14 protein-coding genes are annotated in these 15,628 nt (G+C 55.2%); 2 read left to right on the top strand and 12 right to left on the bottom strand.

Annotated elements, in window-relative coordinates; all coding sequences use genetic code 11:
• Window positions 1-387 precede the first annotated feature (387 nt).
• From R70723_RS10920 to hemE, 10 genes are all read right to left on the bottom strand, one after another.
• On the bottom strand, window positions 388-921 hold the full coding sequence (locus R70723_RS10920) for a tetratricopeptide repeat protein (protein ID WP_039871993.1): 534 nt from the start codon (window positions 919-921) through the stop codon (window positions 388-390).
• 52 nt (window positions 922-973) lie between these two features.
• On the bottom strand, window positions 974-2,884 hold the full coding sequence (locus tag R70723_RS10915; protein ID WP_039871991.1) for an ABC-F family ATP-binding cassette domain-containing protein: 1,911 nt from the start codon (window positions 2,882-2,884) through the stop codon (window positions 974-976).
• Window positions 2,885-2,920: 36 nt separating this feature from the next.
• Window positions 2,921-3,541, bottom strand: coding sequence for a TetR/AcrR family transcriptional regulator (locus tag R70723_RS10910; RefSeq protein ID WP_047171097.1), 621 nt, complete (start codon window positions 3,539-3,541; stop codon window positions 2,921-2,923).
• Window positions 3,542-3,577: 36 nt separating this feature from the next.
• Complete coding sequence (locus R70723_RS10905; protein WP_039878576.1) at window positions 3,578-4,378, bottom strand: DUF92 domain-containing protein; 801 nt, start codon at window positions 4,376-4,378, stop codon at window positions 3,578-3,580.
• A gap of 18 nt (window positions 4,379-4,396) precedes the next feature.
• On the bottom strand, window positions 4,397-5,020 hold the full coding sequence (locus tag R70723_RS10900; RefSeq protein WP_039871988.1) for a fumarylacetoacetate hydrolase family protein: 624 nt from the start codon (window positions 5,018-5,020) through the stop codon (window positions 4,397-4,399).
• 38 nt (window positions 5,021-5,058) lie between these two features.
• On the bottom strand, window positions 5,059-5,790 hold the full coding sequence (locus R70723_RS10895) for a glycerophosphodiester phosphodiesterase (RefSeq protein ID WP_039878575.1): 732 nt from the start codon (window positions 5,788-5,790) through the stop codon (window positions 5,059-5,061).
• A gap of 30 nt (window positions 5,791-5,820) precedes the next feature.
• Entirely contained in the window at window positions 5,821-7,212 is a 1,392-nt protein-coding gene (locus tag R70723_RS10890; protein ID WP_039871985.1) for a CapA family protein, read from the bottom strand.
• 455 nt (window positions 7,213-7,667) lie between these two features.
• Window positions 7,668-9,119, bottom strand: coding sequence for a protoporphyrinogen oxidase (gene hemG / locus R70723_RS10885; protein ID WP_039871983.1), 1,452 nt, complete (start codon window positions 9,117-9,119; stop codon window positions 7,668-7,670).
• A complete protein-coding gene (gene hemH, locus R70723_RS10880) occupies window positions 9,116-10,066 on the bottom strand; it encodes a ferrochelatase (protein ID WP_039871981.1) in 951 nt (316 codons plus the stop codon). Before hemH ends, hemG begins: the two co-directional genes overlap by 4 nt.
• Window positions 10,067-10,084: 18 nt before the next feature.
• Window positions 10,085-11,146 (bottom strand): uroporphyrinogen decarboxylase, encoded by a 1,062-nt coding sequence (hemE, locus tag R70723_RS10875; RefSeq protein ID WP_039871977.1) that lies wholly within the window; start codon window positions 11,144-11,146, stop codon window positions 10,085-10,087.
• A 231-nt stretch (window positions 11,147-11,377) separates the two neighbouring features.
• On the opposite strand from hemE, the gene R70723_RS10870 reads away from it, so the two are divergent.
• Window positions 11,378-12,598, top strand: coding sequence for an MFS transporter (locus R70723_RS10870; protein WP_039871975.1), 1,221 nt, complete (start codon window positions 11,378-11,380; stop codon window positions 12,596-12,598).
• Window positions 12,599-12,613: 15 nt separating this feature from the next.
• Here the strand turns inward: R70723_RS10870 and R70723_RS10865 are convergent, their stop codons facing one another.
• Window positions 12,614-13,243, bottom strand: coding sequence for an O-methyltransferase (locus tag R70723_RS10865; RefSeq protein ID WP_039871972.1), 630 nt, complete (start codon window positions 13,241-13,243; stop codon window positions 12,614-12,616).
• Window positions 13,244-13,433: 190 nt separating this feature from the next.
• Here R70723_RS10865 and R70723_RS10860 point away from each other — a divergent pair, with 190 nt between their 5' ends.
• Window positions 13,434-14,573: a THUMP domain-containing class I SAM-dependent RNA methyltransferase gene (locus R70723_RS10860; protein WP_039871969.1), complete on the top strand. Its 1,140-nt coding sequence runs from the start codon at window positions 13,434-13,436 to the stop codon at window positions 14,571-14,573.
• A 98-nt stretch (window positions 14,574-14,671) separates the two neighbouring features.
• Here R70723_RS10860 and R70723_RS10855 read toward each other — a convergent pair whose 3' ends face one another.
• Window positions 14,672-15,496: an aldo/keto reductase gene (locus R70723_RS10855; RefSeq protein WP_039871966.1), complete on the bottom strand. Its 825-nt coding sequence runs from the start codon at window positions 15,494-15,496 to the stop codon at window positions 14,672-14,674.
• Between the last annotated feature and the right edge of the window lie 132 nt (window positions 15,497-15,628).

The raw sequence follows: 15,628 nt of genomic DNA, 5'->3' as shown, positions 1-15,628 counted from the left end.
AGTTAATTTTGTCCAAAACCCTATTTGGGGGACAAACGGTAAAATTAGGGTACCTTTTTCCACCTAAACTCCTCTAACCTGCTGTTTTCCCGGAATTAGTTGTCCTTTCTCCACTTAACTAGCACTTATCACACACTCAGCTTGCTCCGGAGTAGCGTGCTCTAGCTCTCCGTTAAGATAAGTAATTCAACTAGCAAAAATACCAATGACTGATATCTGAGCTAATGCGCAGCAGAGAAGATTATGGGCTGATTCCGCAATAAGCTCGCGCTGCCGTAATTGGAGAGTTCAAACGGGATGCTATGGAGCCTTGTAAGGGCAACAAAAAAACAAGCCGGACACCGGGGTTACCGGTCACCAGCTTGTTTTTTGTTTGCTAACGAATGATTAGGGCCATACCTGATCCAGCTTGTCGGCATAAAATGAGATGGCTTTGCGGTACTCTTGTATGCCCGGGTTACCGGAGGTCTCAGCAAGCAGCTTGAGCAGAATGCCCATGCCACCGCTGTGCTCACCCAGATTATACAGCGTCATCGCCAGAAAAGCCTGGAACTCTGCCCGCTCAGGATATTCATCAGCTCCCTGCTGAAGCACGGATTTGGCACGTTGATAGTCGCCCAATGTCCGGTAAGTGCTTCCCAGGCCAAGTAACGCACCCGCCCGCTGCTCCGGCGGCAATCCCAAAGCAAGGCTCTGCTCATAATAAGGAACCGCCTCCCGCTCAAGTCCAAGCACATCATGCGTCCAGGCCAGCTGGTACAAGAGCCCGGCATTGCTGCCTGTACTACTACTGCCACTGCCGCTAACGGCATCAGCAGTTTCCACGCTGTCTGCCGCCAGCAAATCCAGCAAAAGCACCCGCGCCTCTTCTGCCCGTCCGGCCTCCCGCAGTGCTATGGCCTCCTGTATCTTTTCATCCAAGCTTGACGCCTCCTGATTTGCAAAAGTGCTTCACCTTCACGTACTGTCTTAGCTATTTAGCGGCAATCCGCTCCGCAAGCTCATTCAGGTAGGTCCAGCGCTCCATCAGCCGCTCCAGCTCAGCCTCACCCTGCTTCTGCTGTTCAACCAGCTCCTGAAGGGTTGCCGAATCGGCAAAGGCCGCCTCCATTTGGGCCGAGAGATCCACCAGATGCTGCTCTGCCTGCTCAATCATCCCGTCGATCGTCTCATATTCCTTCTGCTCCTTGAAGGTGAATTTAACCTTCTCCCTCGCCGGGGCTGCAGCCGCTGCAGCGGGTTCCTGCGCTGTGCTCCGCTTGGCGGCCCCATCGTTACCGGCAGGCACATTCTTAGCCAGCCATTCCTCATACTCGGTATAATCCCCGACATGCAGCCGGATCTTGCCGTTCTCGAAGGCAATCAGCTTATCAATGGTGCGGTCCAGGAAATACCGGTCATGGGATACGGTGAAAACTACGCCCGGGAATTCATCGAGATAGTCTTCCAGAATTGCCAGTGTTCCGATATCCAGATCATTGGTCGGCTCATCCAGCAGCAGCACGTTAGGCGAGCCCATGAGCACCCGCAGCAGATAGAGGCGTCTCTTCTCGCCGCCGGACAGCTTGGCAATCGGTGTCCACTGCATCGCCGGCGGGAACAGGAAGCGTTCCAGCATCTGGCCGGCTGTAATGACACTGCCGTCTGCTGTACGGACGATTTCCGCTTCTTCTTTTACATATTCAATGACCCGCATAGTATCATCCATATCCTGATGCTCCTGGGTGAAATAGCCCAGCTTAACGGTTGCACCCAGCTCTACCTCACCGCTATCCGGCTGCAGCCTGCCTGCAATCAGATTCAGCAGTGTGGATTTGCCGCTGCCGTTGGGACCTACAATACCGACCCGGTCCTGCGGTACAGCAATATAAGTCAGTTCCTTAATCAGGGTACGGCCGTCCAGCGCTTTCGTTAGATCCTTCATTTCAATAATTTTGCGCCCCAGACGCGTCGATGCCACTGAAATGTCCATGGACCCGGCCGAGCTTCCGCCGACGCTGTCCTTCAGCTTTTCAAACCGGTCAATTCTAGCCTTCTGCTTGGTCGTACGTGCCTTGGCTCCGCGACGGATCCAGGCCAGCTCGGTTCTCAGCAGGTTGCGGCGCTTCTGCTCCTCAGATGCCTCGCGCTCCTCGCGCTCCGCCTTCAGCTCCAGAAACCGCGAATAGTTCGCTTCATAACGGTACAGCCGTCCGCCGTCCAGCTCCAGCATTACACTGGCCACACGCTCCAGGAAGTACCGGTCATGCGTAATCATCAGCAGCGCCCCGCGGCGCTTCTGCAGATACTGCTCCAGCCAGGCTACAGAATCTGTATCGATATGGTTTGTAGGCTCGTCCAGAATTAGCAGCTCAGACGGGGTAATCAGCGCGGCAGCAAGTGCAACACGCTTGCGCTGGCCGCCCGACAGTGTCTCCATCAGCGCGTCAAACCGGGTGATGCCCAGTTTTGTAAGTACTGTTTTGGCTTCACTTTCCAGCTGCCAGATTCCGGCGGCATCAATTTTTTGGCCGACCCGTACCAGCGCTGCCTCCAGCTCGGCGTTCCCGGGATTCTTTTCCAGTCCGGAGAGAATCTCCATATATTCACGCATAGTCCTCAGATCCGGATCATCTCCGGCAAACACCTGCTGCAGTACCGTATTGCCCGGCTCAAAGGGCGGGTTCTGCGCCAGATACTGGACTCTTACACCGTTGCCGATGGCGATCTGTCCTTCGTCCGCAGTATCCAGACCGGCAATGATTTTGAGAAAAGTCGACTTGCCTGTACCGTTCACACCGATAACGCCGATTTTGTCCCGTTCATCCATCCCGAAAGACGCGTCCTTGAACAGGACTTTCTCCCCGTAGCTTTTGGAGAGTTGCTCCACTGTCATAATATTCATGCTCTGTCCCCACTTGCTATATAGTTTGATAGCGGATTACGCTTTGTCTTCCTCTTCTTCAGGTATTGTATGTACCTGTGCTTCCTTCAGGCTGCCGAGTGCCCCGTGGATAAACAATCCTGCCGCAAAATCCGCCCGTTTACGCGCATCTTCCTCCGTGAAGCCGGGGCGCAGCATGATGTCCATTTTGAGTCTGTCCAGCGTGCCGATATACGACTCGGCCAGAAGCTCGGGCTCCCTGGCACCGCTGTCCTGCATAACCTTCATAACAGCCTGCATGTACTCTTCCATGAACTGGGCCATAAAGGCCATAAGCTCCGGATGGTTATTAGGCGCACGGAAAAACAGCTTGGTATGCTGCTTGCGCTCATAATAGTACAGCAGATGATGACTGGCAATTACGGTGAGCTTAGCCTGCAGGCTGCTGCAGTGCTTCAGCTTCTGCTCCAGCTGCTCCAGGAATCCTTCGCAATCCCGGCGTGTTACGGCCAGAAACAGCTCTTCCTTGCTTTTAAAATATAAGTAGACGGTGCCTTTGGCAATTCCCGCCTTCTCCGCCACTTCGGACATCTTCGTCTCGTAAAAGCCCCCTGAGCCGAAGAGTTCATACGCGGCATCGAGAATAGCCGTATGCTTATGACTTACTGTGCTGCCCAACCGGGTCACCTCCAAATCTTAATCTCTCTGCCCCTGTCAGAGCAGGCGCACCAGCAGGGCCGCCGCGCCGCCGGCTATCGTGCTTAGCGCGTTGACGGCATCGTTATTCATCCAGCGCCAGCCTCTGGCATGCACTGTAGGCTGGCCGCAGTGCCGCGAGGCCTCAACCTCGCGGCCGCATACGGTGCAGCGGTTCATCCGCTGTACCGTGGCCCCCAGGATCGAGTCGGCGAAGGCGCCGAATAGCCCGCCCAGCAGTCCTGCCAGCGTCAGCAGCAGGAAGGAGCGCTCTTCCATGCCGGAGACCGCCCGCAGCAGCCACGAGGCTGCGCCAATCAGGACTCCGCCTGCAGCGGCGGCCAGCGTGCCCGGCAGCGACACGCCGCCTGAGGTGCCGGCCGGCAGCACCTTGCCGGTCAGCACAGAGCGCGGCGGGCGCTTAGCCAGCGTGCCGATCTCTGTCGCCCAGGTGTCCGACGTAACAGTCGCCATAACACCGATAAAGAGCAGCTCCCACAGCTCCAGCGGATAGACCGCGTTCAGCAGAACAAGCAGCATGCCCATGCCGCCGTTGGCAAACACCTGCCCGGCATCCCTGGTTCCCGTTTTGTCATACGTCAGCTCAAGCTCCGCCTTGTTCTCATGGTGAAGCTTCGAGAGCAGGCTGGAGGAGATGAAAAAAATCAGCAAAATACCGAACCAGAACGCATTGCCGGCCCCGAAATAAACCGTCCCCATCACAAAGGCTGCGATCATGCCTGTTAGGCTGAGCGATTGCCTGCGGTATGCTGCTCCCGCCACCAACATGGCACCCACGGCGCCAATTATCCAAGACAACATTGCCGGCCAGCTCCTTTATCCGATGATGCAGGTGCCAAGCAGCCTGTCACCCCAGAACAGCTCGAAGGAATCACCGGTAACTACAGGTCCGACGCCGGCCGGGGTTCCTGTGAAGATCAGGTCATTTTTGCCGAGCCCGTATCTGGAGGCAATAAATTCAACTATTTTCTGAAGGGAGAAAATCATATCCTTGACGTTGCCGCGCTGCACCTCTGTCCCGTTTTTACGGACAGTAAAATCGGTAGCCTCCAGCTCGTCCTGTTCGGGGAAAGCGATGTACGGTGTCAGCGGAGCCGCATTCTTGAAGCCTTTTGCCGCCGTCCAGGGCAGTCCCTTCTTCTTCAGATCCTCCTGCACATCACGCAGCGTGAAGTCCAGGCCAAGCGCCATCACATCCACCAGCTCCTCCACGCTCATGCCGGGAACATAATCACGGGCAATGCGCAGCACCAGCTCACCTTCATAGTGGATCTGGCCGGCGTTCTGGGGAAGATGGATAATCGCCTTATCCAGCGCTACAGCGGCATGGGAAGGCTTCAAAAAAATCAGCGGCTCGACAGGAACCTTGTTGCCCAGCTCCTCCGCATGTAATTTGTAGTTCCGTCCAACACAATACACATTATTAATATCAGCGCACATATAGCTTCAGCTCGCTTCCCAATTAGTATGATAAAGCATCAGGCCTTCAGAAAAGTATCGCCCCAAATATCCGGACGGTTCGTGCAGATCATAATGTCCGGGTTCATATCAGCCAGGCGGCGCATTTCCTTCGCCTTGTCAACCGTCCAGGCCATCATTCTGATCCCGCGCTCTGACATAAGCCGGGCCAGTGCCGGACTCAGCCTTGCGAAGCTGATCGACAGGAAGGAGCAGTCCAGCTCCTTCACTTTGCGCGCCGGATCACCAAGCCGGGAATCATAGATCAGTCCGGTGCGCAAGCGCGGGTCAAGCTCCTTAATCCGCTGGAGCACTCCTGCATCGAAGGAGGTCAGAACCACCTCATCCCGCATCCCCTTGGAGGAGACCAGGTCGATGACCGCCTGTTCCAGACCGGGGTACATGTCCCCGCTCGTTTTGAGCTCGATATTCAGCTTCAGCCGGCCGGAGGCAAGCTCCAGCACCTCTTCCAGTGAAGGCACCTTCTCTCCTCGAAAAGCACGTCCCTTCCAGCTTCCCGCATCCAGCCGGCGCATCGGCTCAAAATCCATGTTCTTCACCTTGCCGTGTCCGTTGGTCGTCCGGTCAAGTGTGAAGTCATGAATGACGACCGGTACACCATCTCTGGTCAGCTGAACATCAATTTCCATCCAGCGGACAAAAGGCAGGGCGAGCGCCATCCGAACGGCGGCGAGTGTATTCTCCGGGGCCTTCCCGGAAAAACCGCGATGGGCCACACATGAGTTTTTCATCATCATCAATCCCTCCAGACGGCATTATCATTATCGGCCTGCCTGGACAACGCGCCCGTCACTGCCGATACGGACCAATCCCGCAGACAAGGCTTGCACCTTGCTCAGCAGCAGCTGCCCGTCGACATCATTCATCGGCACAGGCTGGCCCAGCTCGGCATCCATCGGGTGCAGTGTGAGCGAGCATTCACCTTTGATGCTGCATTCCGCCTGGAATACCGCTGTCTCCCAGGTAGCCGGGGTCGTTGACCGTGTAAAAATAAAATTACCTGTGCTGTAGGCAATCCATTTGCCCTTATAAGGCTCGATCCCCTGCAGGACATGCGGATGGCCGCCCATAACCAGATCCGCTCCGGCATCTATGAAGCTGCGCCCCAGCTTCTGCTGCGTGGAATCATATTGCTCCACACGCTCTTTACCCCAATGGACGACTACGACAACGATGTCGGCTTTTTTCTTTACGGCTGCAATGGTCTTGAGCGCTTCTGTACTGTCGTACACCGAGGCTAAGCCCGGCTTAGCGGCTCCTGCTGTCCAGTCGCTGCGGGGAATGACCCGAGTAAAGCCCAGTAGGGCAATCTTTATTCCATTACGTTCAAAATACTGCGCGGTGTAAGCTTCCTTGCTGTTCTTCCCTGCTCCGACGTAAGGTATCCCCCGTGAACTCAGGTGGTTCAGGGTATCCAGCAATCCCTGCTCTCCCTGGTCCAGCGTATGGTTATTAGCCAGATTGACCGCATCCACACCGGCGGCCTTAAGTGAATCCAGCGCTGCAGGAGCACCTTTAAAAACAAATTGCTTATCGGCAGCGCCAACCCCGCCGGTCGTAATCGGAGTTTCCAGGTTTACAACCGTCAGGTCATCCTTCTTGAACATCCCGTCCAGAGCAGAATAGGAGTAATCATAGCCTTTTTGCTGGAGCAACTCAGCGACTTTACCGGCAAAGATAACATCTCCGGCAAAATTCATGGTAACCGTCTGTCCGGCAGCATTCTCAGGAAGGCCGGAAATCGCCTGCCCCTGACTGCCGCCTGCCTGTGTATCATCCTCCTCATTTCCCTCTGCTGACGGTGCCGGTGTCGGCTCTTCCACGGCAGGAGAAGGAGACGGCGCAGTTGTAGGCTCCGGCGTCGGGATTGGGGTCGGCTCCGGCGTTACAGCAGCTGTCGGTTCCGGTTCTGCCGTTGGCGAAGGCCGGGTGTCCGGAGTTACCGTAGCAGCTGGCGTAGCTTCCGGGGCTGCACTCGCGGACGGCTGAGGCCCGGAAGCAATGCCGCTGCCGCGGTCATCGATAAAATAATAGGCTAACATGGCGGTAATCAATAATAAAAGACTAACATTAATCCATGCCCAAACCGTTCTGCGTCGGCGTTTTTTCTTGTCTACATCCTTCTGTCGGTTGCGTGATCGCGGCGGATACATGGTACAAATAATCTCCTTCGTGTATAAAAGTGTTTCTATTATAGCATATCTTGCAGGCTGGCCTCCAAACCATACATATGCTGGTGCTCATCTAGTAAAACAACCTACTGGACAATGGGTTCGTAAGGGACAATTGGGCGATAACAACGGGATTTTTACCGTTATTTGAGCTCGGCCGAGGCGATTGAGCGATAACAACGGGACTTTTACTGTTATTTGAGTTCGTTCAGGGCGATTGGGTGAAAACAACGGGACTTTTACCGTTATTTGAGCTCGGGCGAGGCGATTGGGCGATAACAACGGACTTTTACCGTTATTTGAGCTCGGCCGAGGCGATTGAGGGGAAACAACGGGACTTTGCTGTTATCCGAGCTCGCTCCCCACCGTCCTATCCAACCGCGCCGCCCACCCGCACCAAAATAAAAAACGGTGAAGCTGGGCTTCACCGTTCCTTCTTATCTGACTGCCGCTTCAAGCTCCGGCAGTTTCTCAAGGCCGGCAGCCGCAGCGCCGGCAATGTCATTGGCCTGTCTGATGCAGTCCGGCATGCCGATTGCGTCATAGCCCGCGCCGAATGCGTAGACGCCTGGCAGCTTCTCTGCCAGCTCCTTGCGGAAGCCGGCAATTCTGGCCGGATGACCGACCGGATATTGCGGCATGGAGCGGCGGAGACGGGTTATTTCCGTAAACAGCGGTTTGGCGGTAATGCCCATGATCTCACGCAAATCCTTCAGCACCAGCTCTGTAAGCGCCGCATCCGGCAGCTCCACATTCTGCTCATCCCCGGAACGGCCGACATAGCAGCGCAGCAGCACCTTATCGTCAGGGCTGGTATGCAGCCACTTGGTTGAGGTCCAGGTGCAGGCGGTTATATTACGGCCCTCCTTCCGGGGAACGAGGAAGCCGGAGCCGTCATATTCCGTAACGATGTCCTTTTTGGCAAAGGCCACCACCACATTGGCCACAGATACATAGTTCACGTCCTCAAGCGGCGTCACATCCACATGCGGGCGGAGCAGCCCGGCTGCGGCAAAATCCTGCACTGTCACGTATATATCATCCGCCTGCAAAACCTCACCGTTCTCAAGCTGCACTTCGTACCGCGGGGCGCCCGGCACTTGGCTCTCTTGAATCGCTGCCGCTGCCGCCCCTGTCCGCTGCTCAACATCATGCAGCTGCTGTATCAGCGCCTGCACAAGGCTCTGCAGTCCCCTGCGGAAGGTAAGGAAGGCGCTTTTCTTGGTCCCGGTATGGGTCTCCACCGGCTTGCGGCCAGTGGTCATGCCCCGGATTAGACTTCCGTACTTGCGCTCCACCTCCCCGAATTGCGGAAAGGTCGCCTGAAGGCTGATCTTGCGCATATCTCCGGCATAAATGCCCGCCAGCAGCGGCTCGGTCATATTCTCCAGCACCTCTGTCCCTAGGCGGCGCTCGATCAGCTCGCCCAGCGACTCATCCTCCTTGCTCCGGCGCGGAGGGAGCACGAAATCAAGCATTGCCCGCATTTTACCGCTGAAGGAGACCAGCCCGCTCTGCAGGAACGGCTTCAGCTCGGTCGGAATACCAAGCACTAGTCCTGCCGGCATCGGATGCAGCTTGCCCTTTTGCAGTATGTACGTCTTCTTGGCGTTAGGGTTGGTGCTCACCAGCTCGTGCTCAAGCCCCAGCTCCTTTGCAAGCTCCACCATTGCTGTTTTGCGAGCCAAAAACGAATCCGGGCCCTTCTCGATGACAAAGCCTTCACGCTGCAGGGTCTCGATCTTCCCTCCAAGGACATCGGCCTTCTCCAGAAGCACAATATCAGGCTCTACGCCCGCCTCCCGGTAATACTTACGCACATAAAAAGCGGCGCTGAGGCCGCTAAGGCCTCCGCCGATAATCACTATTTTGCGGTGAACAGCATTCATGGCTGGTTCACCTGAAGCTCACCTGCTTTGACACGGACCACATCACTGAGAACAGACATGTATGCCGGATCACTGTTCAGCGACTCAATGCGCATAAGACGCATATCCAGCTCAGAGGCCAGTGCCTGGGCTTCGATGTCCAAATCGTACAGTACCTCCAGATGGTCGGATACGAACCCGATTGGTGCCGACAGGACATATTTCACTTCGCTTTTGGCAAGCTCGCGCATGGTATCAAGGATGTCCGGACCGAGCCACGGCTCGGCGGTTCTGCCTGCGCTCTGCCAAGTGAACTGCCAGTTGCTGACCCCAGTCCGGTCGGCGATTGCCTGCGAGGTTGCAAGCAGCTGTTCGACGTAAGGATCACCCATTGCAAGAATCCGCTCAGGCAGACTGTGGGCGCTGAACAGCACCCGCACATCCCCGCGTGCCGCTCCGGTCTCTTCGAACTGGTCCAGCTTTGCCGACACCCGGCGGCTGAGCACATCGACCAGTTCAGGATGCAGGTGATAGCTTTCCACGAAATTCATGGTAATTCCGCTGGCCTCCGCTTTTTCCTTGGCCCGTTTAATGTAGGTCCCCACGCTCATAACCGAATAATGCGGAGCCAGTACAACTCCTACGGCATGCTTGATCCCGTCACGCACCATTGCCTCCACGCCATCCTCGATAAAAGGCTTGGCATGCTTCAGTCCCTGATAGCACACATATTCTGTGTCCCCGCCGGATTTGTTCAAGGCCTCCTGCAGCGCCTCAACCTGCCGGTCGGTATTTTCCCTAAGCGGAAACACGCCTCCGACAATAGCTTCATAGCGGTCCTTAAGCTCCTTGAGCTGTTCAGCAGAAGGGGCATGCCCGCGCCGGATATGGGTGTAATAAGCCTCCACCTGGTCCAGGCTTTCAGGAGTGCCGTACGACATCACAAGTACACCAATTTTTGCAGTCATGGATTCCAGCTCCTTGTATTAGATTTGCGGCTTAGCCGCCTGCTTCATCGCCTGCTTCGAATAATCATGGATAAATTCCGTCAGCTCTCTTAATGTATCCAGCGAAGCCTCGGGAAATAAGCCGTGTCCTAGGTTAAAAATATACCCCGGCTGCTGTATGCCTTCGTCAATCAGATCCTTGGCACGCTCCTTGAGCAGGTCCATCGGTGCAGTCAGCAGATAAGGATCGAGGTTGCCCTGAACGGCAAAGCCTCCTCCGGTTCTTCGTCTGCCTTCTGTAAGGCTTACCCGCCAGTCCAGTCCGATTACATCCGTCTTCAGGCCCTTAAGGCTCGGCAAAAGCTCCCCGGAGCTTACGCCGGGAAAATAAATTTTCGGTACATCAAGATCCGATAATTCGGTAAAAATACGGGAAATCGTTGGCAGCACATAGCGCTCGAAGTCACGCGGAGCCAGTGCCCCGACCCAGCTGTCAAACAGCTGGAAGGCCTTCCCGCCGCTCTTAACATGGGCACGCAGATAAGCGATAACCATATCACCCAGCTTATCCATCAGCTGCTCCCAGACGCGCGGCTGGCTGAACATCATTTCTTTGGTGCGGTGATAGCTCTTGGAAGGCCTGCCTTCAATCAGATAGCTGGCAATCGTGAACGGAGCACCGGCAAAGGTAATCAGCGGTACATCCAGCTCCTTGTCCAGGATGGCGATGGTTTCCAGGATATGGCCCAGATCGCCTTCCACATCAATTGGCTTCAGGCGGTTCACATCGGCAGCGGTCGCAATCGGATTCTCGATGACCGGGCCGATATTCTTCACGATGTCGAATTTCACCCCGAGTGAAGCGACCGGGTTCATAATGTCAGAATACAGGATGGCCGCATCCACACCCAGCTTGCGCACAGGCATCAAGGTTACTTCAGCCGCAAGCTCCGGCTGGCTGCAGATTTCGAGCAGCGAATATTTCTCCTTGATTTTACGGTACTCGGGATCATAACGGCCGGCCTGCCGCATGTACCATACGGGAACATGGTCCGTCTCCTGCCGTCTGCAGGCGCGGATAAAAGTGTCATTGTAGGTCATGATAAGATCTCCATTAGATTAGATTTGATAGGATAGTTGCACACGCATACTATTTATTATGCCCCTTTTAAAAGATGGTAACAAGCGTTCTCACCTGCTCGGAATGACAATCCAATGACATTACTATGACAAGTGTTGCACCGGATAGCGAAATATTTATGATATACTGAAAGAATGTCAATTTTTCGTGAATTTTTTCGCAAATTATACGTTGAAAGGAAGTGAAGCACTTTGAAGAATTGGGAGACCTGGAAAATCAACCTCATGGTGCTTTGGTTTGGCCAGTTTCTCGTAAACGCCGGTATGACTATGATTACCCCTTTCCTGTCGCTTTATCTCGCCAAAGATTTGGGTGTCGTGGGCGATCGGGCGATCGGGCTCTGGGCCGGACTTATTTTTGCCGCAAATTTTCTGACCTCATTTGTATTTCAACCGCTGTGGGGCAAGCTCGCCGATAAATACGGCCGCAAAATCATGCTCCTGCGCTCCAGCTTCGGTATGGCCATCGTTATCGTGCTTATGGGCTTCGCCCAGACCCCGATGCAGCTGCTGCTCCTTCGGCTCCTTAACGGGACAATCTCGGGCTTTAATCCGGCATCCATCGCCCTTGTATCCGGCACAACCCCTAAGCACCGTATGGGCTTTGCCATGGGGCTGATGCAGTCCGGTTCGGTGGCCGGCACAATACTGGGTCCGCTGATCGGGGGCGCACTGGCTGACGCGATCGGGTTCCGCCCGATTTTTTATGTCGTGGGTGCATTGCTGTTCGTAGCTTCACTGCTCGCTTTATTCCTGGTAAAAGAAAAATTCAGCCGCGAAGAGGCGGCGAAGGTCCCTCAGGTGTCAGTCATGGAGGGATTCAAGGAGCTGGCCAAGGTGCCGCAGCTGCCTGCACTGTTCGGCGTGACCTTTCTGCTGCAGTTCGCAATGATCAGCCCGATGTCGCTGCTGCCGATCTATGTAGAGAAGCTGCACGGCTCAGCTGTCAATATCGCCTTCTGGGCGGGAATGGTCAGCGCGGTGACCGGTATTTCCAACATGCTCGCCTCACCGCTGCTGGGTAAGCTGAGCGATAAGGTCGGTGCCCACCGCATACTGACGTTTGCGCTGATCGGTGCGGCGCTGTTCCTGATTCCGCAGGCTTTTGTAACCAGTGTGTGGCAGCTGATTGTGGTCCGCTTCCTGATGGGTGTGTTCATGGGAGGACTGCTGCCGAGTGTGAATGCGCTGATCCGCTCCTACACTCCTGACGGGAAAGAAAGCAGGGCCTTCGGCTTCAACAGCAGCACGCTGGCCCTGGGGAATATGCTTGGTGCGGTAATCGGCGGGTTTTTGTCGGGTTATATCGGAATCGAAGGCTTGTTCATCATCTCCGGAGGCTTCCTGCTGCTTAATACGGTCTGGGTACGCTTCAAGCTGTACAAGCCGACCCGGCACCAGTTATACCGCTAATACGGCCCGGGATGCCTACTTCACCATCGCCAGAGCCAGTCCGTCGTACGCCGGCAAAAGGGTGCTGATCAGCCGTTCATCACTGGCGATCCTTTCATTGAAGCTCCGCACCGCCTGGATAGCAGGCCCGTTACGTTCCGGATTCAGCGTGCGGCCGCGCAGAAAAATATTATCTCCGGCGATAATCGCCCCGGGCGACGCCAGCCGGATTGCATAGTCCAGATAGTCCGGATAGTTCAGCTTATCCGCATCGATAAAAAAGAAATCAAAGGTCCGGCCCTCTGCTTCCAGCTCCTTCAGGCTGTCCAGCGCAGGGCCGATTCTGTACTCCACAGCCTCACCGAAGCCGGCCTTGGCTAAATAGCTCTGCGCAAGCTTTGCGTATTCCGCCTTCAGCTCAAGTGAGGTCAGCATTCCGCCGGAGGCAAAGCCGCGGCATAAGCAGATACCGCTGTAACCGCCAAGTGCGCCGATCTCCAGGACGCGAGTGGAGCGGGACAGCCTGACCAACATCGACAGCAGCCGCCCGTATCCCGGAGCGACGGACACCTCCGGCATGCCGTGGGCGAGAATCGCTTGTTTTACCTCCAGCAATAATTCGTCTTCCGAGTACAACATTTCACTGTATTCTTCCTGATTGAGCATATGTATTCTCCTTATCATGTTGTGAAGTCCCGCTCATTCCCCTATACTTAAAAGGATTGGCTAGGCCAAGCTTTACTAAGCGTATGCATGTATGGGATAAAGACGGTACGGGGTACCTCTTTACTTATCTGCTTTTCTTATTGTACTGGCTGGGTGCAACCATCTACAAGCTAAACGGAGTTGAGCGCATTTGGGTAAATTACAACTGATCGCCACCGCCCCCATGGGGCTGGAGGCTGTAGTAGCACGCGAATTAAATGAATTGGGTTATGAGACCACAACCGAAAACGGCCGGGTGTTGTTCAGCGGGGATCTTATCGATATCTGCCGCTGTAATTTATGGCTGCGTACCTCTGACCGGGTCCTGATCAAAATGGGCCAGTTCCCTGCCCGGACCTTCGACGAGCTGTTCGAAGGTGTTAAGGCGATTAACTGGGAGGACTGGATTCCCGAGAACGGGGAGTTCCCGGTAGAGGGACGTTCACACAAATCCCAGCTTACCAGCGTACCTGCCTGCCAGGGGATTGTCAAGAAAGCGATTGTCGAGAAGCTGAAGCAGTCTTACCACACTGAGTGGTTCCCTGAGAACGGTCCCCGCTATGTGGTTGAAGTTATTCTGCTTAATGATATCGCCCTGATCACACTGGATACCACGGGTCCTGCGCTGCACAAGCGCGGCTACCGCCGCCAGGCAACTGAAGCGCCGCTGAAGGAAACGATGGCTGCTGCTCTAATCCAGCTCAGCCGCTGGAACGGCCACCGTCCGCTCTACGATCCGTGCTGCGGCTCCGGTACCATCCTGATTGAAGCGGCAATGATCGCCTGGAACATTGCTCCCGGACTGCGGCGTTCCTTCCCGTCCGAGCACTGGCCGGAAATTCCGAAGCGCCTGTGGGAGGAAGCCCGCGATGAGGCCTTTGATGCTGTGCGCGACGATTATCCGCTGCAGCTGACCGGCACCGATATTGATCCGGCGGCAATTGAAATTGCCGAGGCCGCTGCCAAGAGTGCAGGCCTGGCCGGCGAGATCACCTTCAAGCATATGGCAGCCGCCAAAGCCCGTCCGGAAGGCGATTATGGCTGCATTATTACGAACCCCCCTTACGGGGAGCGCATCAGTAATGACAAGGAAGTAGAGAAGCTGACCCGCCAGTTTGGCGAAATGATGCTGTATCTGCCGAACTGGTCCTTCTTCGCGATCAGCCCTTACAAGGAATTTGAGCAATACTACGGCCGCAAAGCGGACAAACGCCGCAAGCTGTATAACGGCCGGATTGAATGCCAGTATTATCAGTACCTGGGGCCGCTCCCGCCGCGCAATCCGCAATAAGGGACCGCTCAAGAGCCTTAGACCACCGCAGCTTCGCTGTCCGGGTCTAAGGCTCTTTTTAATGCGTAATGGCAGTTGTATCATAAACCTAACCTAGACTAGAACATCAGCTTATCCGGGTCAGTACCGATCCGCTCTCCGGCATCCAGCGCGCTGATTGCACTAACCTCTTCAGCCGTCAGCTCGAAATCAAAGATTTCGCTGTTCTCCCTGATCCGTGACGGAGTAACCGACTTAGGAATGATAACAATCCGGTTCTGCAGGCCCCAGCGCAAAATCACCTGGGACACCGTCTTGCCGTGCTTTCCGGCGATATCCAGCAGCAGCTCATTATCCTGCAGTCTGCCCTTCATCAGCGGGGCCCAGGCCTCGATCTGAATCTGATTTTGAACACAGTAATCATGCAGCTCCTTCTGGATAAAGCGCGGATGCAGCTCCACCTGGTTAACGGCAGGCACGATACCGCTGTCATTGCGCAGCTCCTCCAGATGATGAATCTGGAAATTGCTCACTCCGATGGCCCGTACCCGGCCTTCTTCATAGAGGCGTTCAAGTGCACGCCAGGTGTCCTTATACTTATCCTTACCCGGCCAATGTATCAGATACAGGTCGATCATATCAAGACCAAGCTTCCGGCAGCTGGTGTCAAAAGCCTTCAGCGTAGTGTCATAGCCCTGATCGGAGTTCCATACTTTAGTGGTCACAAACAGGCTGTCCCGCGCTACTCCGCTTGCTGCAATCGATTGTCCTACCTCTTCCTCATTGCCGTATACTGCTGCAGTATCGATGCTCCGGTATCCCAGCTCAAGTGCGGTTGTTACCGCATTAGCCACCTCGGCTCCCTCTGCTTTGAACGTACCAAGACCAAACCAGGGCATATGAACCCCGTTATTCAGAACCGTGCTGTCTGTCAGATGCTTCATACCGTTTCATTCCCTCCTCAACTATTGGCGGCTGCCGCCTATGTAAAATCCATTCCACAACCTGTCCATTATAACACGTACCGCAGCCTGCTCCCAAATCATAGGAGTTCCTGTAAATAACAAAGAAGCCCC

It is taken from the genome of Paenibacillus sp. FSL R7-0273 (assembly GCF_000758625.1).
In the GTDB taxonomy this organism is placed as follows: Bacteria; Bacillota; Bacilli; order Paenibacillales; family Paenibacillaceae; genus Paenibacillus_AQ.
Note: the sequence above shows the minus strand (reverse complement) of the source record. Positions and strands in the feature narration are given on the sequence as shown.

Bases quoted from the DNA above. Each gene is read 5' to 3' on its own strand.
- R70723_RS10895 (WP_039878575.1), bottom strand. From the start codon at position 5,790: ATGAAAAACTCATGTGTGGCCCATCGCGGTTTTTCCGGGAAGGCCCCG.
- R70723_RS10915 (WP_039871991.1), bottom strand. From the start codon at position 2,884: ATGAATATTATGACAGTGGAGCAACTCTCCAAAAGCTACGGGGAGAAA.
- R70723_RS10865 (WP_039871972.1), bottom strand. From the start codon at position 13,243: ATGCTCAATCAGGAAGAATACAGTGAAATGTTGTACTCGGAAGACGAA.
- R70723_RS10890 (WP_039871985.1), bottom strand. From the start codon at position 7,212: ATGTATCCGCCGCGATCACGCAACCGACAGAAGGATGTAGACAAGAAA.
- hemH (WP_039871981.1), bottom strand. From the start codon at position 10,066: ATGACTGCAAAAATTGGTGTACTTGTGATGTCGTACGGCACTCCTGAA.
- hemE (WP_039871977.1), bottom strand. From the start codon at position 11,146: ATGACCTACAATGACACTTTTATCCGCGCCTGCAGACGGCAGGAGACG.
- R70723_RS10900 (WP_039871988.1), bottom strand. From the start codon at position 5,020: ATGTGCGCTGATATTAATAATGTGTATTGTGTTGGACGGAACTACAAA.
- R70723_RS10855 (WP_039871966.1), bottom strand. From the start codon at position 15,496: ATGAAGCATCTGACAGACAGCACGGTTCTGAATAACGGGGTTCATATG.
- hemG (WP_039871983.1), bottom strand. From the start codon at position 9,119: ATGAATGCTGTTCACCGCAAAATAGTGATTATCGGCGGAGGCCTTAGC.